The sequence below is a fragment of the Bradyrhizobium sp. 2TAF36 genome, assembly GCF_052114925.1.
GTDB lineage: Bacteria > Pseudomonadota > Alphaproteobacteria > Rhizobiales > Xanthobacteraceae > Bradyrhizobium > Bradyrhizobium barranii.
This window is the reverse complement of the sequence record NZ_JBFRFR010000058.1, coordinates 29813-50204: the sequence shown is the minus strand read 5'-3', so window position 1 is coordinate 50204 and position 20392 is coordinate 29813. Positions and strand designations below refer to the sequence as shown.

Here is a 20392-nt window from a genome sequence, read left to right as displayed (position 1 = left end):
CGAATTCCTTCGCGATGTCAACGCGCGGCACCGTCATCCGTCAGGATTGGGCGAGCTGGCTTTCCTTGGCGACGCGCTCGAACGCTTCAGTCGAACTCTTGATGCGGTACTGGCAGTCGTCGCCATCCGTCGGCAGCAGGCGGATGATCTCGTATGAGCCACTCGCAGCCGGGCGCGCGACGTTGCTGGCAGTGAACAGTACGCGCGTTCCCACGGGGAATTTATGCTTCAACGCCCATCTCCATGACTCAAACAGCGCCGGCCGTGCCCAGGGTCCCACTGCGTCGGACCGGCTGAAAACCCGGCGTGACATATAGCACGCAATGCGGCGTTTTGGCCAGCGGTATACAGGCATGGCAAATAGGCCGATCCGGCAGTATTTTCAGGACGATAGTGCGGGAACCGGTGGGTGGAGGATACCGCTGGAACCGGCTCCCTCAGACGGTGTGGGGCAGATGCCCCTCCGGGCTTGCCTGGTCCACGGCCTTGGGCAGTTCCTGGGCCAGAATCTGGCCGAGCTGGTCGACCGGGATGTTGTAGCGCGCCGCAAGCTGCCGAACCGTGTCGCTGCCGAGCACCGCGCGGAGCTGGTCGGCCGAGATCGGCAGGTTCTGGCCGTTGCTGAGCCAGGATTTGACCTGGTCACCGAAGCCGGACTGCTGAAGCTTCGCGACGATTGCGCTGAGGCCGCCCTGATTGTTGCTGCCGAGCACCTCGTTCAACACCGCCGGCAGGACCGCGGCGCCGAGCTGGCCGAGCGCGCTGCGAAGCGCGGGGTTGTTTTCCAGCGAGTCCAGAATTCCCATGCCCCTGCCCTCTCCCAAGCGGTCCTTCCACCGCGATTGAGCGCCGCCAGCCTGCACATCGTCAAGCGGCGCCCGATCACATTCGCGGGTCAGACGTTCTCGAATTTCTCGATGACGAGCGTTTCGGCGATTCCGTCGCGGGTCCATTCCTGGAACGCCGGCAACGCCATCATCGTGTCCATGTAGGCCCTGGTCTCCGGCGTGACCTCGATCGCGTAGGTGCGGAAACGGTGCACGACCGGGGCGTACATCGCATCCGTTGCACCGAAGCGGCCGAACAGGAACGGTCCCTTGGCACCGTAGCGCGCCCGGCACTCCCGCCAAATCTCCTGCACGCGGGCGACGTTGGCCTTGGCGTCCGCCGACAGCGTCACGGCGCCCACGGGGCGGTGCAGGTTCATGCCGCATTCGTTGCGCAAGGCCATGAAGCCGGAATGCATCTCGGCGCACACCGAACGGGCGTGCGCGCGGGCGGCGACATCGTCGGGCCACAGCTTCGCTTCCGGATAGCGCTCGGCAACGTACTCGATGATGCTGAGCGAATCCCACACAGTGATGTCGCCGTCGACCAGCACCGGCACCTTGCCGGCGCGGCTGAAGGACAGGATCTGATCCTTGTCCGCGGGATTGTCCGTGTAGAGCGGAATGACAGTCTCGACGAACGGGATGTCATTGGCGCGCAGTGCGAGCCATGGCCGCATCGACCACGACGAGTAGTTCTTGTTTCCGATCGCGAGCTTGAGCGCTGCCATGTCGCTGGTCCTTCCCTAGGTCCTTTGGATGCGGATGCGGCTGCTTTTAGCGCCATCGCCTGCCGCCAATCAATCGTTGCCGCACCCGGCCGCGCGTGGCAATCGTTGCGATCTTCGCGAGGAGTGAGACATGGGCGGGCATTGGGTCGACATCACCGCGGTCGGCTTCTTCATCATCGAATGGCTGGTCTATGCCCTGACGCTGGAGCACTCGGCCTATGGCCGCGACAGCCTGTCGGCGCGCATGAACCGCTATCGCGAGGTCTGGGTCCGCCGCCTGCTCGACCGCGACACCCGCATGGTCGACATGCAGATCATGGCCTCGCTCCAGAACGGCACCGCCTTCTTCGCTTCCACCAGCCTGTTCGCGCTCGGCGGCGCACTGGCACTGCTGCATGCCACCAACGACGCCATCACCATCCTCGCCAAGCTGCCGATCGATCTCAGCCCCTCGCCCGCGCTGTGGGAGCTGAAATGCGTCGGCCTCGTGCTGATCTGCGTCTACGCCTTCTTCAAATTCGCCTGGGCCTATCGCCTGTTCAACTATGTCGCGATCCTGTTCGGCGGCATGCCGCCGGCTGACCGGCGCGACACGCCTGAGGCCGAGGCCCACGTCATCCGCACCTCGCGCCTGTTCGAATCCGCCGGCCGCCACTTCAACCGCGGCCAGCGCGCCTTCTTCTTCGCACTCGGCTATCTCGGYTGGTTCGTCAGCCCCTGGGTGCTGTTCGTGACCACGGCGGCGGTGGTGATCGTGACCTGGCGAAGGCAATTCGCGTCCAGTGCCTGGGCGGCGATGGCGCCGGAGGAGATGGATGGTGCGGAGACTCGGAAGCGCGGTTCTTGAGGCATCTGCTGCGCGCGAGCGAAGGGCGGCACGCGTTTTCTCCACACCGTCACTGCGAGCGCAGCGAAGCACTCCAGGATCTTTTCACGGTGACAGTCCGGATTGCTTCGCTACGTTCGCAATGACGACACGACTGGCTCCGTCATCCCAGGACGCGAGGCCTGCCCACACCGCGATATCCCGGCCTACTTCCTGCGCATCGTCCCGGACCGGCAATCGAATCTGGCCACAGGCCGATCCATCTGCCAGAGCTCAACGTCGCGACCGTCGACGAGCCTCTCCGCGGAGCTGATCGCAGCTTCGTCGTCGATGCAATCCATGTGGATCATTCTGATGGGACGATCGTGTAGCCCCACGATCAATGCACGGTAAGCCGACATTTTTGTCTCCAGGCAAGGCGCGATAACAAGCGCGGGCCGGAAGAATGGCGCTGACGGCATTTGAATGCGATGGGGAGTGCATCGTCTGTTTATAAGCGCGACATAAGTTGCCGGCAGCGCGCCGCCGAGGCCGGTCCTATGCCGATCCTATGCAACCGCGATCGCGCCAATCTCGAAATCATACAGCATCCAGCACCATATCCGCTCCGTCGCGCAAGCTCGCGCGGCGTAGCGAACTGGTGAAATGATGTCGAATTCAGGGGTCAGCGACAGGATCATCGATCCGATGATGGCCATCGCGAACTGCTCGACGCGGCAACGCATCGTCGTGGTCGGCGCGAAGAGCATGGAATTGGTGATTGAGCTGCATCGTCGCGGATATCTGCTGGCGGCGGCGGCAGGTAATTGCGGCCGGCCGGCAGGTCAATATGAAGTCGCGCTCGTGGATTGGCGGCGACGCACGCTTCACGCACTCGATGCGACAGTGGATTGGCTCGACGATTTCCTGAGCCCCCGCGCCGTGCTGGTGATCTGGCTCGACGCGCAGAAGGCAGCTGCGAAGGACACTCTTCGTGCCGCAGTGACGAAGCGCGGCTTCGTCGTCCTGCAAGGCGCCGAGCATCCTTGCGGCAGCGTGCTTCTGGCGCGGCGCTCGGAGGCCATCCCCCTTCGGCAGGCCGCGTGAACATCCACCCGAACTCATGGATTTGATCCGATGCCAAAATCGAACATTCGACGTGCCGTCATTCGCGAGTGGATGGCTCTCGCGCCGGCGCAGCGAGGCTCCACCGAGCAGGCCGGCGCCTTTGCACGGCGCACCATCGAAAGACATAGCTTGCCACGCAGCCGGAGAACGCCGCACGCCGTGATCATGGCATGGCTGAAGCCGCGAACCGGGAGGCCTTAGCTCGCAGAATGGATAGAGTGGAGCGAGCCGCCTACCCTCCGCCAAAATCCCGCGGCGAGAACGGCAGGTCCAAGATCTTCCATTCGCCGTACTTGTCGGCCGGCAGCATCTTGTAGGGCTGGCAGGCCAGGAGCGCTGCGGTCGCGGATTTCACGATGGCCACGCCCTTCGCGGATGGCGGAGCTTCGATCAGGATCGGCGGGCGGGCCAGTGTGCCGTCGGTGGCGAACACCGTGCGCAGCTTGATGTTGACGTTGTCGGTCGGGTCGACCCCGGCCGGCAGCTTGGCGCAGCTCTTCAGGTGGCGACGCAGCGCGGCGATGACCTCGGGTGGCAGCTTGGCCGCGATTGAATCCTTGGCATCGCCGCCATCGTCCTTGGGGGCGTCTTTCGGCAGCTCCGGCGGCAATTCCGGCGGCAGGCCCAGCATGACGCCGTACTTGACGGTCACGTCAGGCTCCGGCGCCTGATAGGCCGGAGGCGCGGCTTGCGGCTGCTGCATCGCTTGTGGCGGCGGCCGTTGCGACGGCGGCTGCGGCATCGCCTGGGGCGGCGGTTGTTGCTGGGGCTGCGGAGGCGGCTGTTGCGACGGCTGCGGCTGTTGAGGCTGCGGCTGCACATTGGCCTCCCGCTGCTTCGGTGCCTCAGAGGGCTGTGGCTGCGGCTGTTTCTGCTGCGGTTCAGGCGGGGCCTGCGGTGACGGCGCCGCGGCCTGCTGCTTGGTCGCAGGCTTCGGCGCGGCTTCCGCCTTGTCCTTGTCGGTGAAATCCAGCTTCGGCAATTTCAGGTCCGGCAGCGGCTCCGGCGGCTTCTCCTGAGCCTTCTCCTCGGCCTTGGCCTCCTCCTCCTTCACCTGCTCCGGCGTGACGATGTCCACCGAAACAGTCTCGGGCGCCGCGGCGTGAAACGGATGGACTTCGCTGATCAGGATGATCAGCGCCACCAGCGTCAGATGCGCGACCGCCGACGCTGCAATGTCCGTCCGTATGATCTTCCGCAGTTCCATCGATCGATCTTGGGTTGCCACGCCGGTCCTAGCATACAGCGGCCCCCTCTCAATCCCATTTTGGCGCGAAGCCGAAATCGGTCAGACGGCCCTTGGGATTTGCCAGCGCGGCGATCTGGGCCATCTCGTCATCCGAGAGCTCGAAATCGAAAATATCGATGTTTTCCGACAGACGTTCGACGCGCGAGGTGCGCGGGATCGCAGCGACATTCTGTTGCACCAGCCAGCGCAGGCAGATTTGTGCCGGCGTCTTGCGATGCGCGCGGCCGAGCCCGGCGAGCGTCTGGTCGGCCTTGACGCGTCCCCTGGCGATCGGGCTGTAGGCGACCAGCGCGAGGCCATGCTGGTCGCAGGTTGCCCTCACCTTCGTCTGGTCGAGATAAGGATGATATTCGACCTGGTTGCAGACGAGCGGCTCCGGCGAGAGCGCCACCGCCTGCTCGATCAGCGCCACGGTGAAATTGGAAACGCCGATGTGGCGGGTCAGGCCCATGCGCTTGGCATGCGACAGCGCACCCAGCGTCTCCTCCAGCGGCACGTGCGAATTGGGCCAGTGCAGCAACAGGAGATCGACGGAGGAGAGCCGCATCCGGGCGAGGCTCTCCTTGACCGAGCGTTCGAGATCATGGGGCGCGAAATGGTTGGTCCAGACCTTTGTCGTGAGGAAGATGTCGTCGCGGCGCACGCCTGAGCCGCGCAGGCCGTCGCCGACCTCGCGCTCATTGTCGTAGACCTGCGCAGTGTCGATGTGGCGATAGCCGAGCCGCAGCGCCTGCTCGACCACGCGGCCGCAAGCGCGCCCGCCCAGCTCCCAGGTCCCGAGCCCGATCGCCGGTATCCTTGCGCCATTGGCCTCGACGAACAGCATGAGGAATCCTCTCTGTTGCGATCGCCTCAAAACATCATCCGGGCGCCATTATGGACCCGGCCCGTGACAGTGCCAACGGACGACGCCGGCGCCGGGCCGGATATTCAGGGCAATGCTAACGGGAGGCTCGCGCCTGGCCCTGACGTCAGGCTTTGGCGAGCGCCTGGAACACGGTGTCCGGCGCATGCGCTATCACGGCGAGCAGCGCGCGGGCGGGTCCTCGCGGGGCGCGCTTGCCCTGCTCCCAGTTGCGGATGGTCTCGACGGGAACGCCGAGCTTGGCGGCGAACTCCATCTGGGTGAGGCAGGCGCGGCGGCGCAGAGCGCGCACCGCAAGCGAGCTGGCGTCATCGCCAGGGACGGCATTGGCCGCCGCCTGGACCGGCAACGGCTGGACTGGAAACGGTTGGACCGGAAGCTCCTGCCCATCCCGCAACTCGACRACCCGTCCGTCCGCCTTCAGCCGCAACCGCATGTCCATTCCCCCAAGCACGGGCGATGATGCGGCAGGTYGCTTAAGTTCGGATTAAAGATGGTTGCCCGTCGCCGCTACCTCAACCCGAACCACAGCGTCGCGATGCCGAGGAAGGAGAAGAAGCCGACGACGTCGGTCACCGTCGTGACGAACGTGCCTGACGCGACCGCCGGATCGGCCCTGACACGTTCGAGCGCCATCGGGATCAGGATGCCGCCGAGCGCGCCCGCGACGAGGTTGCAGATGATCGCAAGCCCGATGACGATGCCGAGGCCCGGGATCTTGAACCAGGCCACCGCCGCGATGCCCGTGATCAAGGCGAAGGCAAGGCCGTTGACGAGCCCGACCAGGCCTTCGCGCATCACCACGCGCCAGGCGTTGGAGGAGCCGAGCTCGCGCGTCGCAAGCGCGCGCACCGCGACCGTCATGGTCTGGGTCGCGGCATTGCCGCCCTGGCTCGCGACGATCGGCGCAAGCACCGCGAGCGCGACCATCTTCTCGAGCTGCCCCTCGAACAGGCCAAGCACCGAGGATGCAAGAAAGGCGGTGGCGAGATTGACCAGCAGCCAGTTGAACYGCGCCCGCGCAATGGTGAACACGGTATCGGAGAGTTCTTCGTCGCTGTTGACGCCGCCGAGCGCCTTGAGGTCCTCGTCCGCCTCCTCCTCGATCACGTCGACGACGTCGTCGACGGTGATGACGCCGACCAGGCGATCCTGGGTGTCGAGCACCGGTGCCGCGACGAGATTGTACTTGCCGAACATGCGCGCCACCTCCTCCTGGTCCTCCAGGACGGAGACGCGGCGGCGATCCTCGTCGGTCAGCTCGGCAAGCGCGACCGGGCGGCGGGCGCGGAGCAGGACGTCGAGCGAGACCGCACCCTGCCAGTGCTGGTCCTTGTCCACGACGTAGATCTCGTAGAAGCGGTCGGGCAGATCCGGCGTCTCGCGCATGTAGTCGATCGCCTGGCCGACGGTGAAATCCTGCGGCACCGCGATGAACTCGGTCTGCATCCGGCGGCCGGCGGAATTTTCGGGATAAAGCAGGCTGCGCTCGAGCGCGACGCGCTCCTGCAACGGCAGCTTCTCGAGGATTTCCTCCTGCTCCGCCTCGTCGAGGGTTTCCAGCAGCTCGACCGCGTCGTCGGATTCGAGCTCGCGGACGCCTTCCGCAACGGTCTCCGGCGGCAGCTCCTCGRGGATCTCCTCGCGCACGCCCTCGYCGAGCTCGTTCAGCGCCGAGAAGTCGAAGTCGCGCCCGGTCAGCTCGACCAGGCGAACGCGGTGGTCGGGCGCGAGAGCTCCGATCAGATCGCCGAGATCGGCCTCGTGCAGCTCGGCGACGCAGGCGCGCAGCGCGGCGCTGTCGCCGGCCTCGATCGCATGGGCGATCTCCTCGACGAATTCATGACGAATTTCGCCGTCTTCATTGCGCATCGGAACGTGGTCGAGTACCGAGGCCTCGGCGGATGGGGCACCGTCCATATGTTCATCCATGGCGCGCCTCGCCGTTTGACAGGTTGGAACGAGTGGTCTGAGCTGACGGTCAGGCAATACCCACAAGCGAACTGCGAGCGCAATGGCAAAGATGCTTCGGCTGAAATGGATGTCGATCTCGGTGGGCGCGGTCTTAGCGGGCCTCACCGGCATCGCTTCTTCGGAGGCCGCGGACTGCCCGCGCAAGGACGCGCTCGGCACCTCGCGCGTTCTGAGCGTCGACGCCAAGACCACGCCGCGCGTCGGCCTGAAGAGCTTTCCGCAGACGCTGCCGCTCGCCGATCACGAGGTCGTGCTGACCTTCGACGATGGCCCGCATCCGCCGACGACGTCGAAGGTGCTGGCGGCGCTGGCGCAGGAATGCGTGCGCGCGACCTTCTTCCTGATCGGCCTGCACGCCTCCGAACATCCTGACATGGTCAAGCGCATTGCCCGCGAGGGCCATACCATCGGCCACCACACCTGGTCGCACCCGTTCATGGCGCGGATCCCGTTCGAGAAGGCGAAGAGCGAGATCGACCGCGGCATCGCGGCCGACGAGACGGCGCTCAAAGGCGTGTCGACGGTGACGCCCTCGACACCGTTCTTCCGCTTCCCCTATTTCGAGGGGACGCAAGCGCAGCTCGACCTGCTCCAGTCACGCGGCATCGTCGTGTTCGGGGCCGACCTCTGGGCGAGCGACTGGAACGAGATGACGCCGGAGCAGGAATTGAAGCTCGTCACCGAGCGCCTCGCCGGCGCCGGCAAGGGCATCATCCTCTTCCACGACCCCAAGGCACGCACGGCCGCGATCATGCCGGCCTTCCTGCGGTACCTCAGGGACAACGGCTATCGCGTCGTTCACGTCGTGCCGGCGGGCACGTCACAGAAGAGCGCCGATGCGCAATGATGCCGTAATGTCACGGCGGTGCAAAATGGGGTGATTTGGGCCCTATTAACAGTCTGTTCATGCTACGGCATGCAAGGATGTAGAGGGTATTGCGCCTGAACCGTTTCTGGGCGTCTCCGACCAATTAAGGCGGCAGTCGCGTAAAGAGGCAGACGAGGTTCATGATCGGAAGTAGCGTTGTTGTTCGGACGCGATCGTGGATCGTCCTGTGTCTGGGGCTGTTGGTCGTCGGTTCACCGGCGGCCCTTGCGGCGGACTGTCCCGGCCATCCGGATGCACTCGGGACCTCCCGCACCCTCGTGGTCGATGCGCGCGAGCATCCGCGCATCGGCACCATGCAGTACCGCGAAACGCTGCCGCTGAAAGACCATGAAGTCGTCCTGACCTTCGACGACGGTCCGCTGCCGAAATATTCGAACCAGATCCTCAAGATGCTCGACGACGAGTGCATCAAGGCTACCTTCTTCATCATCGGCGAGCAGGCCAAGGCGAACCCGGAAGGCGTGCGCAAGCTGATTGCCGCGGGCCACACTGTCGGCACGCACAGCATGAACCATCCGCTGACGTTCGACCGGATGCCGCTCGACAAGGCCGAGGCGCAGATCAACGGCGGCATCGAGTGGACCTCGGCCGCGATGACCGATCCGTCCAAGCTCGCGCCGTTCTTCCGCATTCCCGGCCTGATGCGCGCCGAAGGCGTCGAAAACCTCCTGATCTCGCGCGGCATCCAGGTCTGGAGCGCCGACTTCCCCGCCGACGACTGGCGCCATGTGTCGTCCGACCGCGTCTACCAGCTCGCGATCCAGCGGCTGGAGGCCAAGGGCAAGGGCATCCTGCTGCTGCACGACATCCAGCCCCGTACGGTGGCGGCGCTGCCGAAGATCATCCGCGACCTCAAGGCGCGCGGCTATCGCATCGTGCATGTGGTGCCCGCGACCGCCGATCGGCCGGCGACGCCGACCACGCCGGTGGAATGGCTGCTGCATCCGCCGACCGAGACGGTGCCGATCGCACGCTGGCCGTCGGTGCCGAACTTCGTGTTCGCGCAGACCAAGACGCTGCCGGCGCCCTCGCTTGCCGACCTCAACGCACAGACCGAGCATCAGCCGCTGCTGCCGCGCAAGACCATGGCGCTGGCGAATGTCGCGGCCACCCTGCCCGTACCCGACCGCGATCTCTTTGCCATCCCCGAGGGCTCGGTCGAGGTCCTGCTGTCGACGACCTTGTCGCGGCGCGCCGCGATGCGGCTGGCAATGGCGGCCGAGACGCCCCATGCGGCCAAGGGCAAGGCCGGCAAGTCGCGCGGACATCGGACCGCACATACGGCGCCGGCCGGAGCGAAGCACACCGCGCAGGCTACGGGCACCGCCCCCAAGAGCATTGCCCCCAAGAGCACGGCGCCCAAGGGCGCCACACCGCGGAGTTCCGCGACGCATCCGACCCGCGTCGCCAGCCTGAAGAAGCGCGCGCAGTAAGCTCTACTGGCGCATGATGTTGGCGACACAGAGCAGCACGATCAGCGCCAGGAAGAACAGGTCCATACAGGACTTGAGCTCGCCGTCGCGGCGCAGCCGGCCAACGTCGGCCACGACCTGCTTGCGCGCGTTCGTTGCGCCCGAACCGTCATTGATCGGAGCCTGCAGGCGCTTGGTCTCCGCCTCCAGCTTCTCGATCTTCTGGAAGAAATAGAACGCACGCAGCGTCGAGGCCGCGCGCATGCCGGCATAGACCAGCACCAGGATCGCGAGGATCGCCCGGTTCTGGTATTTCTCCATGAAATTCAGGCTGAAATAGACCATCGCCATGAAGGCGAAGTTCGTCACGAAGCGGTAGACGAAGCTAAGAAAGACCATGCTGGCTCCAGCCCTGAGCGGTGCGACCCGTCTACGCCATCTTTATTTCGACAAAGATACGATCGCCGGCCGCCTTTTAGCCACGGGCGTTCACAATGCAAGCGAGAGTACCGGGGCCTGCGTGTTCCACGTAAACGCGAGGTTGCCAGCTGCGCGATGGAGATTCGCCGGAAGCTACGGTACATTGGCACAGCCACCGCATGTGGGGTCTGCCGATGCCGAAGAAGGGAATCACGGGCCACGACGACTGGGTGCTGACCGAGGCCCTGGCGACCGCGCTCGTCGCGCTGGAGCAGCTCGAACCAAAACACCAGCCGAGCGCGCATATGGACGACATCCGCAAGATGCTGGCGAACGGCAAGGAGCCGTCGGCGGTGAGCCTGCACCTCGCCCAGGCCAAATGCCGCCTGTTTCCGGACACGGATCCGCTCGAGATCTACCGCGAATACGGGATCGGCGACGAATATGGCTGAGCGCGTCGCGCGAGGCCTTCGAGCGCGCTGCTGCCTGGAGCTGAGCGGCAGCCGATCGTTACAACGATCATCCACCTCAATGTTCGCGAATTTCAGCTGAGCTGCGAAACGACTTGACGACGGCGCCGCCAACGAATGTAATGTTATAACATTACATACCCGGTCCCAATGTCCCTCCCCAAGCGTCACCGTCCTATCCCGTTGAAAAGGCTCTTCGATCTCCATGCAAAAACTCCCCGTCACCGTCTTGTCCGGCTTCCTCGGGGCTGGAAAGACCACTTTGCTGAACCACGTCCTGAACAACCGGCACGGCCTGAAGGTGGCGGTGATCGTCAACGACATGAGCGAGGTGAACATCGATGCGGATTTGGTTCGCGATGGCGGTGCGAACCTGTCCCGGACTGACGAGAAGCTCGTCGAGATGACGAATGGCTGCATCTGCTGCACATTGCGAGACGACCTCCTGAAGGAGGTGCGCGCCCTCGCAGAAAATGGCCGCTTCGATTATCTCTTGATCGAATCCACCGGCATCTCCGAACCGCTGCCGGTTGCGGCGACCTTCGATTTCCGTTCCGAAGACGGCGAAAGCCTCTCCGATGTGGCGCGTCTCGACACCATGGTCACCGTGGTCGACGCCGTGAACCTGCTCAAAGACTATTCGTCGACGGATTTTCTCGATCAGCGCGGCGAAGCGCTGGCGAACGACAAGCGCACGCTGGTCGATCTCCTCGTCGAGCAGATCGAATTTGCCGACGTCATCGTTCTCAACAAGGTCGATGACGCGTCGCCCGCACAACGCGAGGCAGCGCGAAAGATCATCCGCGCGCTCAATCCGGACGCGGATCTGATCGAAGCCAACCACAGCCGGGTCGCCTTCGATCGCGTTCTCGACACCGGCCGGTTCGACTTCGAGCGGGCGCAGCAGCATCCGCTCTGGTTCAAGGAGCTCTACGGCTTTGCCGATCACGTGCCGGAGACCGAGGAATACGGCGTGACAAACTTCGTCTATCGCGCGCGCCGGCCGTTCGATCCCGAAAAGTTCGACAAGTTCGTCAGGCAGCCCTGGCCCGGCGTCATTCGCGCCAAGGGACATTTCTGGCTGGCAACGCGCCCGCAATGGCTTGGCGAGATCAGCCAGGCTGGCACGATCACGCGCACGCAGGCGCTTGGCTTCTGGTGGGCGGCCGTACCTGCGGAACGTTGGCCGGATGATCCGTCCTGGCGGAAACAGCTGCGTGCGAACTGGAACGACATCTACGGCGATCGCCGCCAGGAAATCGTGTTCATCGGCACCGGCATGGATGAAGGTTCGCTCCGCGCCCGTCTGGATGCCTGCCTCGTCCCGGGGAAGCCGGCGATGAACGTCACGGAATGGGCGAAGCTCGCAGACCCCTTCCCGGTCTGGCGCCGCGCGGACGAAGCCGCGGAACGCAAATGACCAACGTCGTTCGATTCGTTCCGAAATCCGAGCTCGAGCGGCAGCGCCTCATCCGTGAGGCGCGTGCGATCTACGACAGCATATTCCCGCCGGTCACTTTGACCGGCGGACAAGCTGATGATCGCTTGGACCAACGAGCACCGCGCGAGGCAGTCGCCGAAATCCAGCCAAAACAGCGATAAGGATGAAGGTGGTGCGCTCGGAGGGCGCACGCAGTCCTTCCCGGCTCAGCCGCCATATTGCTGCTTCATGTATTTCAGGTAGTTGCCGAGGTGGTGCTGCCAGAAATAGTCCAGCTTCTGGCATCCCGGCGTCCCATCGGTCGGGTTGCCGCCCGGGTTGGCGAAGAGCGGCAGCAGCGCGCCGACGTCAGCATAGTTCAGCGAGGCCTGAAGCTGGTCGAGGATCTGTTGGATCAAGTCCGAGATCGTTGATCCCGTGATCGGTGCGGCGGTTGCCGCGCCGAGATCGGCGGCGGTCAAATGGATCGTCTCGGATGTCAGTCTCCGAGAAAGACTCTCGACCCGTTGCTTGAGCCGCCTCACCGCATCGTCGCGAACGCGATTGACCGCGCTCTCACCGCCGGTGACCACGCTGCCGAGCGCGATCATTGCCTCAGGATCGGGACTGCCGCCGAACCCACGCAGCGGATTTGGCGTGTTGAGGTCTGATATCCACTCCAGGGCAAACGGTGCCTGCGGCACCCAGTCCTGCGTCGACGTCACGGCCCAACCGTATCCGTCGACGGCGGCAAGCCGCGCGTAATCGTATGCGTAATGGTCGTTGCCGGCCTTGGCAGGCGCGAAGGTATAGGTCTTGTAGGCTGGCCCCTTAAAAACATCCGTCGAGTGCCGGACCAGCGAGGTCAGCAGCGTGGCGATCGAGGCACCCTGGCTGTGCCCGGTGATGTAGACGTCGTTGCCCTGCTCCGCAAGCAGCCCCAAGGTCACGAACAACGGGCTATCGGTGGTGAACAGCATGAGCAGCAAACTCAGAGCGAAGCCCGAATGCACACCGGCTTTCACCGCACTGTCACCCTCATCGCGGGCAAGATAGAACGGCAGCGAGATCGGACCGAGCTTCACGTCAAAGCGCGCGTTGATCAGGGGGAACAGCAAGTCGGCCAACACGCTGGCCGCACTTGCGACCGTGCCACGCACTGCGATCGCGTATTGGGTGGTGTCACTCTGGTTCTGCCAGACCTGCCAGTAATTATCCAATAGCGTGGCACTCGTCGGGGTGAGGTCCTTGCGGACCGCCCAATTTGAGCTTGGATCGGGCACGGAGGGCACGCCGCAGGTTGCCACCGCTTCGGTCAGCGATGGCGTGCCGGCGTAGGCACGCTGCGCCATCTCAAGCAGAAGTTGCGCCTCCGCGAATTGGAATCCCGACTTGAGCGTCATGCTGCCCTCCTTGCAAAGGTGCTCGACTCCAGCCGCCCGTGTTCGGACCCGGAAGCCAGCGACCGATATTTCGTGTCTCTTGGGTTTATCAATTATAAGATGTGATAGCATAGAAACGCAATAAGAAGGTGTCGATCGACCAGCGCCCCTGGCTGGCTACGTCCAGGAACAATTGCGTGAGCAGGGAGGATCCCCCGGGGTGGCCGGTGTTCCAGGCCTTGCCCGCTCCAACTCATTCCAACCGGACGCGCACTGTTCTATCGAAAGCGACATGAGGCATCTGCGGATTCATCGGCCACAGGTTTCGATATTCACGCCGGAGGAAGTCTATAATTTCAGTTTCGACACAATCGATTGGGGACCGCCGCCGCGCCAGGCTGCCGTGGTCAATCTCGGCAAATCAGATTGGCTGAATAGATTCGCTCAGACGCATCTCGTCCGATGCAGCCACTCTCGTCTGATGTTCTATGATCAGATCATCGACTTGATCTGAGAGGGCATTCGGCAGAAACAGGCCCCTACCCCGGCCAAAGCGGCGCGATCCGCCGTTTGGCGCGCTCGGAGGGCGGTCGCATATATTGAAGTTTCAATGGCTTGCGGAAATGGGCAAAGAGTTTGGGTGGATCTCCAGCTGATAGGTGCTTTTTCCCGTGGATTGACCGAACCTCACAATAGCTTGCGGGACTTCAGCTTGCGGGACTTCGCCACGCAGCGTAACTTTCAACTGCACGTAGCTCATTCGAAAGTAATCTAACGGGTTCGGCCTAGCGGGAGATAGCGATGGCAGATGTCCCATGGCACCTTTCCGGTGACTACTTCGAGAATTGCAATTGCAGCATCGTGTGTCCCTGCCTCGTGTCGGCGGCTCCCCCGCTGACCGCGCGACCGACCGAGGGCTTCTGTAACGTACCGCTGATCTTCCACGTCGAGAGCGGCCGCTATGGCAACATCGAGCTCGATGGACTCAATGTCCTGGTTATCCTCCACGCGCCAGGGATCATGGCAGACGGAGATTGGTCGGTGGCCGCCTATATCGACCAGCGCGCCAACGATGAGCAGACCGAGGCTCTAGCCGCGATCTTCACCGGCGCCGCCGGTGGTCCGATGGCCGCGTTCACACCGCTGATCAGCAAGAACCTGGGGGTTCGCAAGGTCCCGATCACATTCCGAATCGAGGGCAAGACGCGGTCCGCGGAAATCCCTGATATTCTGCACATGTCCGTCGACCCGTTGCCGACCATGCATCCGAGCGGGGAAATGTGGGCCAACATCGGCCATCCAGTCAGCCCCGACAGGATGGTCATGGCAGTCGGTGCCGCCGGTAATACGTTCAGCGATCATGGCATGCGCTGGGACAATTCCGGCAAGAACGGCCTCTATGCGCCGATCCGCTGGTCGAACCAGGCGTGATGCAACTCCTGACCCGGCCTTGCGAGAAGGCCGGCAACACTTATCGCAAATGACCGACGGCCCCCTGGAAACCGTGCTGCGGCGCGATCGCTGGATCGTCGGCGGCGCGATCGGGATCATTGTCGCGCTGGCATGGGTCTATGTGCTCTGGCTTGCCAAGGACATGGACATGGGCGGCATGGACATGACCGGGTTCCGCATGATCCCGGCCGGAATCGGAATCATGTTGCCGGCGAGCGAGCCATGGCGAGCGATCGAGTTCGCGTATGTGTTGCTGATGTGGGTGGTGATGATGGTCGGAATGATGGCACCCTCGGCAGCACCCATGATCCTCATGTACGCCCGCGTGGGTCGACAAGGGAAAGCGCAGGGCAAACCGTTCGCTGCGACCGGCTGGTTTGCGGCCGGTTATCTCCTCGCCTGGGGCGGCTTTTCGCTGGCAGCAACCCTACTCCAATGGGCGATCGAGCGGGCAGTCCTGCTGGATTCCCGGATGACGATCGCCAGCAATCTGCTCAGTGCAATCGTGCTGATCGCGGCGGGAGTCTATCAATGGACGCCGCTCAAAAACGTCTGTCTCGCCAAATGCCAGTCGCCATTTCTGTTCCTGATGCGCCACGGCGGCTTTCGCGACGACCTGCGAGGCTGCCTGCTGCTGGGGCTGCGGCACGGAGGTTATTGTGTCGGCTGCTGCTGGGTCTTGATGGCGCTTTTGTTCGTAGGCGGGGTGATGAACGTGCTTTGGATTGCGCTTTTGGCCCTGCTCGTCCTGTTGGAGAAACACACGCCGATCGGACGATGGATCGCGCGCGCCGCCGGCATTGCGTGTGCGGCCGCCGGCGTCTGGCTACTGGTGTCGTCGCCGTGGTGATGAGCAACCTGCGTGATGTTCAGTACGCGTGCCCTGTTGCAAACGGCGATCACGCCGAGCCGCCAGCCCTACACTCGAACCGTCAGGCGGGGACGGCCGAACGGCGAAGACCTGGGCTCCCTGAGCCGGTCCTCCCATCGATCGGCTTTCGAGGTTGGTGCGCTCGGAGGGCGCATTAACTTTCTTTGATTTCAAATGGTTACGGAGCCTGACAGAGAGGTTAGGTGCATTTCCGTGGGCAAACGTGCCTTTACCGTCCAACGAACGTCTTGATCGCGGCCCTTGAGATCCTCGAAGGCGCCTTGCTCACCTACATGTTGCCAGCGATGCCCTTTGGGCGATCTTTCCTTTGCCGGATTCAATCTGCCAGCTTGCACACGTGACTTTTAATCACGGGGTCCTGGCTTCGAGCCCCAGCGCGCTCACCAACAAGATCAGAGACTTAGCTTCGATCTTTCTCGCTCCGTCGAAAAGCAATTTTCCCTCATGCGCGCACCATGCACACAGCGCGAGGGGGTGCCGCAATGGCTGATCTCACGGCGCTGGAGCGCGAACTGCTCGCTGCTTGTCGCATCGCCCTTCGCCAGCTCGAATACGATGGCGATGACAAGACAGCCTTCCATGGCGCTGCCTGGGAGGCGCTGACGAAGGCGATCACCAAAGCTGAGGTGCGAGAGCGCGCGTCGGTGAAGGCCCGCCAAGCTAAGGCATTTGCGAGGCGGGCCAGCCCCCCTATGGCGCACGCCATGAACGGCGGGAAGTAGAGCGCCCGCCCGACCGCAGGATTGCTACCGGCTAGCGCCAAGCGGGAGGCCGTGTGCGGCTGGAACACTGCGCCAACCTGACGATTATGGGCCAACATGTCGATGACGAGAGCGCCCGGTCAGCGCTCCCGCCTTCACCGGAAGGGAGTAGAGCCATGACCATCAAGCGTCGTAACCGAACCAAACATACTAAGACATTTGAAGAGCGACTGGCCGAAGAGGCTGCGCGCTGCGAGGCCGCAGCACAGTTGCCGCCCGGCCCCCAGCGGGAGCTCTACCTCAGACGAGCCCGCCAGGCCGATACTGCCGCGAACATCAATGAATGGTTGACCTCTCCCGGTCTGCAGCCGCCAACCGCGCTGGAGAATATGCAGGTAGGAGGACCGGCAAAGCGAGATCGAGTCGCCTCGGATTAGAAACCAGGGCGCTAGTTGCCGCATTGAACGAAATGGCAGAGTCGTTTTTGGTCGTTCAAGTGACGGCGGATGACACAACAACGCAAATTTGGATCGCACTCGCTAAACCGAGTCAGGCGCTGACATTGGTTCTCGCTGCCGTTCCAGAAGGCTGGACCGCGGAAGTGTTGGATGTCCCGATCACCGCAGAGCAGCAGCGAATGTTCGAAGAGCTTAACCTTCAGCCTGGTGATGTGTATAGGTTGACGAAGCCTACGTAGGCTGACGCCGTTCGCTTTCAGCCCTGTTTGCCGCCCTCAGAAGTTCTTCGATATAGGCGGCGATGTCGCCAATCGCAGCCTGCAAGTCGGCCTCCGAAATGCCTTGCCCCTTGGCAGCCTCGATGAGACGCCGCGTGAGTTCCGCCACATCCTGCGATGCGCCCGCATTCTGGTACTGTTCGACAGCGTGGATGCTGTTCTCCACCCAGAAATCGATAAACTCGCGGGCCTTGTCTGACATGTGACCTCCCTCATCGGTACACGCTTAGCGCGCTTCCAGGGAAGGCGGTAGCCCGCCCCAACTCACGCTGGAGCGGCCTCGGCGGCGCAGGCTTGATGGTTGTCAGATACGACCGGCCGCCGATCTGCTGGCGGGCCTAGGAGGTAATAGAGGCGGCCCGCCATCCTCATTGGCCGCGGATGACGGGCCTGGCGGCGGTGGAGGCTGGGGGCATCGTTGCCGCCKGCTTCTAGCTTAACCTTGAGCCACGCTGCAAAGAGTTCATTCAACGCGCCGATCACGCGCTCCAAGCACTCTTTGCAATTGCTTCGATGTTCTACGGAAGCAAGTTTAAGGGGTGGTTTGAAGGCCTTGCGGAGGAAGTATCGCGAAAACACAAAGGTGACAGCCAATACATTGGGCTGACATCAGACGTGGCGAATTTCTGCAAATCAATTAGGAAGATTCGCAACTGCGTCGAGCACACGAAGCCAGACGAGCGTGTCGAGGTTTTTGATTTCTCATTAACGCCGAACAACGAGGTCGTCCCCCCAACGATTGCCGTGTACCATCCCCAATTTACTCAACCACGAATGCCGGTTTCCGCCTATACGTCTCAGGTCACCGAGCATATTGCCAACCTTCGAGACTCTGATTGCATTCATGTGTTCAAGAAATATCAATGCATCGGTGAAGCTTCCTGTCCAAGTGGTGGAGCTGCCGGAAAACCAACGTGGCACAAGCTTGTGAAGTATTCTTACGGCATTGACGGTGGGAATCAGATTATCCCCCTGTCGTGACGTGCTTACCGACTAGAACGTCGTCACCCACTCGCCCCACGCCGCCGAGCCCCCCATGATCGTTCGCTGCCACCACTGTGAAGAAGAGTTTGCGCCAGAACAGCTRGTCATTCTCACAGCACCGGCTGGAACGGCGAACTGGTTTACGCTCGGTGCATCGAAATCAAGCTTCGCCGGGCCATCGCGGAGCTACCCCGTGAGAACTGAACTATGTCTAAATTGAATTTTTCRCGAGCTTCGAAAAGGCAAACAGAGCAGGCAAATAAACGGCTCTTGGATCAATACGCAGGATTTATGAGTGAAATTAAGCTGCGTACTTTTGCAATTGAGGACGCGGCGAATGGTGTAATTCCACTTCATTCACATTTCGTGAAGGAATTCTGCACCCTGCAAATTCGTATGTCCTGCGAGTGCGTCGCGCTGGCATGTTTGGTCGCTCACGAAGAGTTGGAGGAGACTAAAAGCAACACGATGCAAAAGGCCTATGCGGCAGACCAGATCATAAAACGGATGGAAAGCATTCATCCTCGATTTTTTCCGCAACCTGTAACGGGCCAGCGCATCGCCCCGGGGCGCCACCACTTTTCGGATTTCGAAGGCGAATATCTAACCCAACAGGAGATCCTAACTGTTTACGCGCGGTGCGGAGGACAGCTTCACAAAGGCAGCTTGAAATCACTCAAGACGAAAACCAAAGCTTCCAGCAACGATCTTCTCGAAGAATTATCGATTGCACAAAAGATCGTAAGTTTACTCGGAAGTCACGCGACACTCTCTCGCGACGAGCAGAGCGTCATACTATGTAACTTTGGCCAAACCAGAGATGGCGCCGTGCACGTCTCATCGGCTCGCGCGCGTTGACGTCTGGTTGTGATTGGTCCGGCGTTGCCTCTGCGCGCATCTGAGCTTGAGCTGCGGCACCCAAGCCCTCAGCCTGAGCATCGGCCTGCAGTCGCGCGATGTGCTTCTCTATCGATTCCGTTGCGCGATCGAACGCATCTGCCTGCTCATCAACCTTTTTTGCCGGATCCTTGGACTTATCGCCGCGAACCGCTGTGGCAATATCCTGAGCCCGGCGCAAAGGCGCACTCAAAGGCGCGAACGCCTGTCGTCAAAATAGCCAAGATGACGAAGCGCACCGCTGGCGCCCTCCGTCAGAAGGCGCTCAGCCTCGGAATCGGGCTGGGGCATCAGCGGTAGTTGATGGTCGCGCTAGCATCCCCTTACCGACCTTCCGGACGTGGAAAACGCGTCGAACCCGCTAGACCGGATGCTTCCGTCCTCCTGATGGAGTCGCCTTCCAAGCAGCCGCGTATTAACCTGCCAGGGGCGATCTCGCCAAAATGCCCCGGAGACACTTTGTGCAAATCAAGCTTCCCGCGACCGACCTCAAGGCAGCGCAAAGCATCGACAGCATTGAGATCAAAGACGAAACCGGCAAGCACATTGGCCAATACTTTTTTGGGACGGGCTACGGACGAACCGTCTTTCTGTTCGGCAAATACAAAGGCACGTTCAAGGCTCACGCTGAATGCCAGGCTTTCGTGGACGGCGTCCTTGCTGTGATCAACTCATAGTCCGCTATTCGTCTTGGTGTGTCGTACTCATCCGCCGCGACGATGAGCCGCGGCGAAGCGCGAGGTGCCTCGCCAAATTCCGATAACGCTTTAACGCTCATATTTACGACGTTCAGGCGCAGAATGCTGCCTTCCGTCAAGGCTGCCGGAGAGTTCGCGGCCTTGGGGTTGAGGGCTCGCCTCTCGCCAGCCCCGGCGAGCCCCTCCCTCAGTCAACCTCGGACTTGGCCGATGAAAACGCCGCGAACCTGTTTGATCGGATGCTAGGCGCATCACCCGATGCGTAGATTTTCCGCCGAGTCTTTTCCGCGATTTGAAACGACGTCGAAGCTAACCTTGGCTCCCTCCGCAAGCGAGGAGAAACCAGCCTTCTCAACTGCCGAGATGTGAACAAAGACGTCCTTGCCGCCGTTGTCAGGTTGAATGAACCCGTACCCCTTTGTCGGGTTGAACCACTTTACTGTCCCCAAAGCCACTTAAC

The 20392-nt window shown here is 62.3% G+C and carries 28 protein-coding genes; 16 read left to right on the top strand and 12 right to left on the bottom strand.

Translation table 11 applies throughout. The annotated features are described in order from the left end of the window. Positions 1 to 40: 40 nt before the first annotated feature. From AB4Z51_RS29940 to AB4Z51_RS29930, 3 genes are all read right to left on the bottom strand, one after another. Positions 41 to 232 carry a hypothetical protein gene (locus AB4Z51_RS29940; protein ID WP_014494643.1) on the bottom strand — a complete coding sequence of 64 codons (192 nt, stop codon included), beginning with the start codon at positions 230 to 232 and terminating at the stop codon, positions 41 to 43. 205 nt (positions 233 to 437) lie between these two features. Beyond that, positions 438 to 806, bottom strand: coding sequence for a YidB family protein (locus AB4Z51_RS29935; protein WP_135214878.1), 369 nt, complete (start codon positions 804 to 806; stop codon positions 438 to 440). 89 nt (positions 807 to 895) lie between these two features. Next, entirely contained in the window at positions 896 to 1558 is a 663-nt protein-coding gene (locus tag AB4Z51_RS29930) for a glutathione S-transferase family protein (protein WP_135214879.1), read from the bottom strand. A gap of 130 nt (positions 1559 to 1688) precedes the next feature. Here AB4Z51_RS29930 and AB4Z51_RS29925 point away from each other — a divergent pair, with 130 nt between their 5' ends. Continuing rightward, positions 1689 to 2405 (top strand): DUF599 domain-containing protein, encoded by a 717-nt coding sequence (locus tag AB4Z51_RS29925; RefSeq protein ID WP_135214880.1) that lies wholly within the window; start codon positions 1689 to 1691, stop codon positions 2403 to 2405. 527 nt (positions 2406 to 2932) lie between these two features. On the opposite strand, the gene AB4Z51_RS29920 is transcribed toward AB4Z51_RS29925, so the two are convergent. Beyond that, the gene (locus AB4Z51_RS29920) at positions 2933 to 3082 is read right to left on the bottom strand and encodes a hypothetical protein (protein ID WP_155257864.1); all 150 of its coding nucleotides are present in this window, start codon (positions 3080 to 3082) and stop codon (positions 2933 to 2935) included. Between AB4Z51_RS29920 and AB4Z51_RS29915 the strand changes: the two genes are divergently transcribed. Continuing rightward, positions 3072 to 3470, top strand: a complete 399-nt coding sequence (locus AB4Z51_RS29915) for a hypothetical protein (RefSeq protein WP_135214881.1) — start codon at positions 3072 to 3074, stop codon at positions 3468 to 3470. The two genes, AB4Z51_RS29920 and AB4Z51_RS29915, sit on opposite strands and share 11 nt — an antisense overlap. 253 nt (positions 3471 to 3723) lie before the next feature. Here the strand turns inward: AB4Z51_RS29915 and AB4Z51_RS29910 are convergent, their stop codons facing one another. The 4 genes from AB4Z51_RS29910 to mgtE form a co-directional block, all read right to left on the bottom strand. Then, positions 3724 to 4698, bottom strand: coding sequence for a hypothetical protein (locus AB4Z51_RS29910; protein WP_135214882.1), 975 nt, complete (start codon positions 4696 to 4698; stop codon positions 3724 to 3726). A 49-nt stretch (positions 4699 to 4747) separates the two neighbouring features. After that, the gene (locus AB4Z51_RS29905; protein WP_135214883.1) at positions 4748 to 5566 is read right to left on the bottom strand and encodes an aldo/keto reductase; all 819 of its coding nucleotides are present in this window, start codon (positions 5564 to 5566) and stop codon (positions 4748 to 4750) included. 145 nt (positions 5567 to 5711) lie between these two features. After that, complete coding sequence (locus AB4Z51_RS29900; protein WP_135214884.1) at positions 5712 to 6047, bottom strand: helix-turn-helix domain-containing protein; 336 nt, start codon at positions 6045 to 6047, stop codon at positions 5712 to 5714. Positions 6048 to 6115: 68 nt separating this feature from the next. Beyond that, on the bottom strand, positions 6116 to 7537 hold the full coding sequence (gene mgtE / locus AB4Z51_RS29895; RefSeq protein WP_441498596.1) for a magnesium transporter: 1422 nt from the start codon (positions 7535 to 7537) through the stop codon (positions 6116 to 6118). An 82-nt stretch (positions 7538 to 7619) separates the two neighbouring features. Between mgtE and AB4Z51_RS29890 the strand changes: the two genes are divergently transcribed. Next, positions 7620 to 8426 carry a polysaccharide deacetylase family protein gene (locus AB4Z51_RS29890; RefSeq protein WP_135214885.1) on the top strand — a complete coding sequence of 269 codons (807 nt, stop codon included), beginning with the start codon at positions 7620 to 7622 and terminating at the stop codon, positions 8424 to 8426. Positions 8427 to 8587: 161 nt separating this feature from the next. After that, on the top strand, positions 8588 to 9901 hold the full coding sequence (locus tag AB4Z51_RS29885; RefSeq protein WP_135214886.1) for a polysaccharide deacetylase family protein: 1314 nt from the start codon (positions 8588 to 8590) through the stop codon (positions 9899 to 9901). Positions 9902 to 9904: 3 nt separating this feature from the next. On the opposite strand, the gene AB4Z51_RS29880 is transcribed toward AB4Z51_RS29885, so the two are convergent. Continuing rightward, positions 9905 to 10279, bottom strand: a complete 375-nt coding sequence (locus AB4Z51_RS29880) for a hypothetical protein (RefSeq protein ID WP_441498595.1) — start codon at positions 10277 to 10279, stop codon at positions 9905 to 9907. 215 nt (positions 10280 to 10494) lie between these two features. On the opposite strand from AB4Z51_RS29880, the gene AB4Z51_RS29875 reads away from it, so the two are divergent. From AB4Z51_RS29875 to AB4Z51_RS29865, 3 genes are all read left to right on the top strand, one after another. Further along, positions 10495 to 10752 (top strand): hypothetical protein, encoded by a 258-nt coding sequence (locus AB4Z51_RS29875; protein ID WP_174770120.1) that lies wholly within the window; start codon positions 10495 to 10497, stop codon positions 10750 to 10752. A gap of 223 nt (positions 10753 to 10975) precedes the next feature. Next, positions 10976 to 12190, top strand: a complete 1215-nt coding sequence (gene zigA, locus AB4Z51_RS29870) for a zinc metallochaperone GTPase ZigA (protein WP_441498594.1) — start codon at positions 10976 to 10978, stop codon at positions 12188 to 12190. Then, complete coding sequence (locus AB4Z51_RS29865) at positions 12187 to 12372, top strand: hypothetical protein (RefSeq protein ID WP_049826125.1); 186 nt, start codon at positions 12187 to 12189, stop codon at positions 12370 to 12372. The genes zigA and AB4Z51_RS29865 overlap by 4 nt, the downstream gene beginning before the upstream one ends. 45 nt (positions 12373 to 12417) lie before the next feature. Here AB4Z51_RS29865 and AB4Z51_RS29860 read toward each other — a convergent pair whose 3' ends face one another. After that, entirely contained in the window at positions 12418 to 13593 is a 1176-nt protein-coding gene (locus AB4Z51_RS29860; protein ID WP_167768056.1) for a lipase family protein, read from the bottom strand. A 199-nt stretch (positions 13594 to 13792) separates the two neighbouring features. Here AB4Z51_RS29860 and AB4Z51_RS29855 point away from each other — a divergent pair, with 199 nt between their 5' ends. The 5 genes from AB4Z51_RS29855 to AB4Z51_RS29835 all read left to right on the top strand — a co-directional run bounded on the left by AB4Z51_RS29855 (position 13793) and on the right by AB4Z51_RS29835 (position 17054). Further along, complete coding sequence (locus tag AB4Z51_RS29855) at positions 13793 to 14086, top strand: hypothetical protein (RefSeq protein WP_441498593.1); 294 nt, start codon at positions 13793 to 13795, stop codon at positions 14084 to 14086. A 287-nt stretch (positions 14087 to 14373) separates the two neighbouring features. Beyond that, positions 14374 to 15003, top strand: coding sequence for a DUF1326 domain-containing protein (locus AB4Z51_RS29850; protein ID WP_135214888.1), 630 nt, complete (start codon positions 14374 to 14376; stop codon positions 15001 to 15003). A gap of 49 nt (positions 15004 to 15052) precedes the next feature. Further along, positions 15053 to 15874: a DUF2182 domain-containing protein gene (locus AB4Z51_RS29845; RefSeq protein ID WP_135214889.1), complete on the top strand. Its 822-nt coding sequence runs from the start codon at positions 15053 to 15055 to the stop codon at positions 15872 to 15874. Positions 15875 to 16398: 524 nt separating this feature from the next. Further along, positions 16399 to 16638 (top strand): hypothetical protein, encoded by a 240-nt coding sequence (locus tag AB4Z51_RS29840; protein ID WP_135214890.1) that lies wholly within the window; start codon positions 16399 to 16401, stop codon positions 16636 to 16638. Between the two features lie 155 nt (positions 16639 to 16793). Continuing rightward, positions 16794 to 17054 carry a hypothetical protein gene (locus tag AB4Z51_RS29835; RefSeq protein ID WP_193560886.1) on the top strand — a complete coding sequence of 87 codons (261 nt, stop codon included), beginning with the start codon at positions 16794 to 16796 and terminating at the stop codon, positions 17052 to 17054. A gap of 252 nt (positions 17055 to 17306) precedes the next feature. Here the strand turns inward: AB4Z51_RS29835 and AB4Z51_RS29830 are convergent, their stop codons facing one another. Continuing rightward, complete coding sequence (locus AB4Z51_RS29830) at positions 17307 to 17555, bottom strand: DUF768 domain-containing protein (RefSeq protein ID WP_135214892.1); 249 nt, start codon at positions 17553 to 17555, stop codon at positions 17307 to 17309. Positions 17556 to 17866: 311 nt separating this feature from the next. Here AB4Z51_RS29830 and AB4Z51_RS29825 point away from each other — a divergent pair, with 311 nt between their 5' ends. The 4 genes from AB4Z51_RS29825 (at position 17867) to AB4Z51_RS29810 (ending at position 19911) form a co-directional block, all read left to right on the top strand. Further along, positions 17867 to 18334, top strand: a complete 468-nt coding sequence (locus tag AB4Z51_RS29825; RefSeq protein WP_441498592.1) for a hypothetical protein — start codon at positions 17867 to 17869, stop codon at positions 18332 to 18334. A 210-nt stretch (positions 18335 to 18544) separates the two neighbouring features. Then, positions 18545 to 19195: a hypothetical protein gene (locus tag AB4Z51_RS29820; protein WP_135214894.1), complete on the top strand. Its 651-nt coding sequence runs from the start codon at positions 18545 to 18547 to the stop codon at positions 19193 to 19195. Between the two features lie 46 nt (positions 19196 to 19241). Beyond that, complete coding sequence (locus tag AB4Z51_RS29815; RefSeq protein ID WP_441498598.1) at positions 19242 to 19454, top strand: hypothetical protein; 213 nt, start codon at positions 19242 to 19244, stop codon at positions 19452 to 19454. A 241-nt stretch (positions 19455 to 19695) separates the two neighbouring features. Continuing rightward, a complete protein-coding gene (locus AB4Z51_RS29810; RefSeq protein ID WP_135214895.1) occupies positions 19696 to 19911 on the top strand; it encodes a hypothetical protein in 216 nt (71 codons plus the stop codon). A gap of 272 nt (positions 19912 to 20183) precedes the next feature. Here the strand turns inward: AB4Z51_RS29810 and AB4Z51_RS29805 are convergent, their stop codons facing one another. Next, positions 20184 to 20387 carry a cold-shock protein gene (locus tag AB4Z51_RS29805; protein ID WP_135214896.1) on the bottom strand — a complete coding sequence of 68 codons (204 nt, stop codon included), beginning with the start codon at positions 20385 to 20387 and terminating at the stop codon, positions 20184 to 20186. Positions 20388 to 20392: the final 5 nt, after the last annotated feature.

Coding starts and splice junctions, on each gene's coding strand:
- AB4Z51_RS29845 (WP_135214889.1), top strand. CDS start 15,053: ATGACCGACGGCCCCCTGGAAACCGTGCTGCGGCGCGATCGCTGGATC.
- AB4Z51_RS29850 (WP_135214888.1), top strand. CDS start 14,374: ATGGCAGATGTCCCATGGCACCTTTCCGGTGACTACTTCGAGAATTGC.
- AB4Z51_RS29865 (WP_049826125.1), top strand. CDS start 12,187: ATGACCAACGTCGTTCGATTCGTTCCGAAATCCGAGCTCGAGCGGCAG.
- AB4Z51_RS29830 (WP_135214892.1), bottom strand. CDS start 17,555: ATGTCAGACAAGGCCCGCGAGTTTATCGATTTCTGGGTGGAGAACAGC.
- AB4Z51_RS29880 (WP_441498595.1), bottom strand. CDS start 10,279: ATGGTCTTTCTTAGCTTCGTCTACCGCTTCGTGACGAACTTCGCCTTC.
- AB4Z51_RS29930 (WP_135214879.1), bottom strand. CDS start 1,558: ATGGCAGCGCTCAAGCTCGCGATCGGAAACAAGAACTACTCGTCGTGG.
- AB4Z51_RS29860 (WP_167768056.1), bottom strand. CDS start 13,593: ATGACGCTCAAGTCGGGATTCCAATTCGCGGAGGCGCAACTTCTGCTT.
- AB4Z51_RS29905 (WP_135214883.1), bottom strand. CDS start 5,566: ATGCTGTTCGTCGAGGCCAATGGCGCAAGGATACCGGCGATCGGGCTC.
- AB4Z51_RS29915 (WP_135214881.1), top strand. CDS start 3,072: ATGATGGCCATCGCGAACTGCTCGACGCGGCAACGCATCGTCGTGGTC.
- AB4Z51_RS29840 (WP_135214890.1), top strand. CDS start 16,399: ATGGCTGATCTCACGGCGCTGGAGCGCGAACTGCTCGCTGCTTGTCGC.
- AB4Z51_RS29875 (WP_174770120.1), top strand. CDS start 10,495: ATGCCGAAGAAGGGAATCACGGGCCACGACGACTGGGTGCTGACCGAG.
- AB4Z51_RS29935 (WP_135214878.1), bottom strand. CDS start 806: ATGGGAATTCTGGACTCGCTGGAAAACAACCCCGCGCTTCGCAGCGCG.
- zigA (WP_441498594.1), top strand. CDS start 10,976: ATGCAAAAACTCCCCGTCACCGTCTTGTCCGGCTTCCTCGGGGCTGGA.
- AB4Z51_RS29885 (WP_135214886.1), top strand. CDS start 8,588: ATGATCGGAAGTAGCGTTGTTGTTCGGACGCGATCGTGGATCGTCCTG.
- AB4Z51_RS29920 (WP_155257864.1), bottom strand. CDS start 3,082: ATGGCCATCATCGGATCGATGATCCTGTCGCTGACCCCTGAATTCGAC.
- AB4Z51_RS29890 (WP_135214885.1), top strand. CDS start 7,620: ATGGCAAAGATGCTTCGGCTGAAATGGATGTCGATCTCGGTGGGCGCG.
- AB4Z51_RS29825 (WP_441498592.1), top strand. CDS start 17,867: ATGTTCTACGGAAGCAAGTTTAAGGGGTGGTTTGAAGGCCTTGCGGAG.
- AB4Z51_RS29910 (WP_135214882.1), bottom strand. CDS start 4,698: ATGGAACTGCGGAAGATCATACGGACGGACATTGCAGCGTCGGCGGTC.
- AB4Z51_RS29835 (WP_193560886.1), top strand. CDS start 16,794: ATGACCATCAAGCGTCGTAACCGAACCAAACATACTAAGACATTTGAA.